The organism is Oceaniovalibus sp. ACAM 378 (genome assembly GCF_008085915.1).
GTDB lineage: Bacteria > Pseudomonadota > Alphaproteobacteria > Rhodobacterales > Rhodobacteraceae > Oceaniglobus.
In genome coordinates this window covers 1-357 of the sequence record NZ_VSJK01000111.1, presented here as the reverse complement: position 1 = coordinate 357, position 357 = coordinate 1, and the positions used below count along the sequence as shown (strand labels likewise).

Annotated in this window: 1 pseudogene; it reads left to right on the top strand. The window is 55.5% G+C overall.

The window, feature by feature from the left end:
• A pseudogene (locus tag FQ320_RS25425) lies at positions 1-357 on the top strand (ISNCY family transposase); the annotation flags it as partial.

Sequence of the window (357 nt, the reverse complement as noted above, 5' to 3'; positions counted from 1 at the left end):
ATCAGCCACGCCTGCGCCGAGAATGTCTGGGTGAACTGATCCAGATCGACGGATCAGATCATCGCTGGTTTGAGGATCGTGGCCGTGCCTGCACCTTGCTCGTGTTCATCGACGACGCCACCAGCACCTTGATGCAGTTGCGGTTTGTGCAATCAGAGAGCACGTTCAGCTACTTTGAAGCGCTCAATCTGTATCTCGCGGCACATGGTCGGCCAGTCGCGTTCTACAGCGACAAACACTCGGCATTCCGCGTTGCCAATCAGTCCGCAAAATCCGGGCATGGCATGACCCAGTTTGGGCGTGCGCTGAATGAGCTAAACATCGAGATTCTTTGCGCAAACAGCTCTCAGGCCAAAG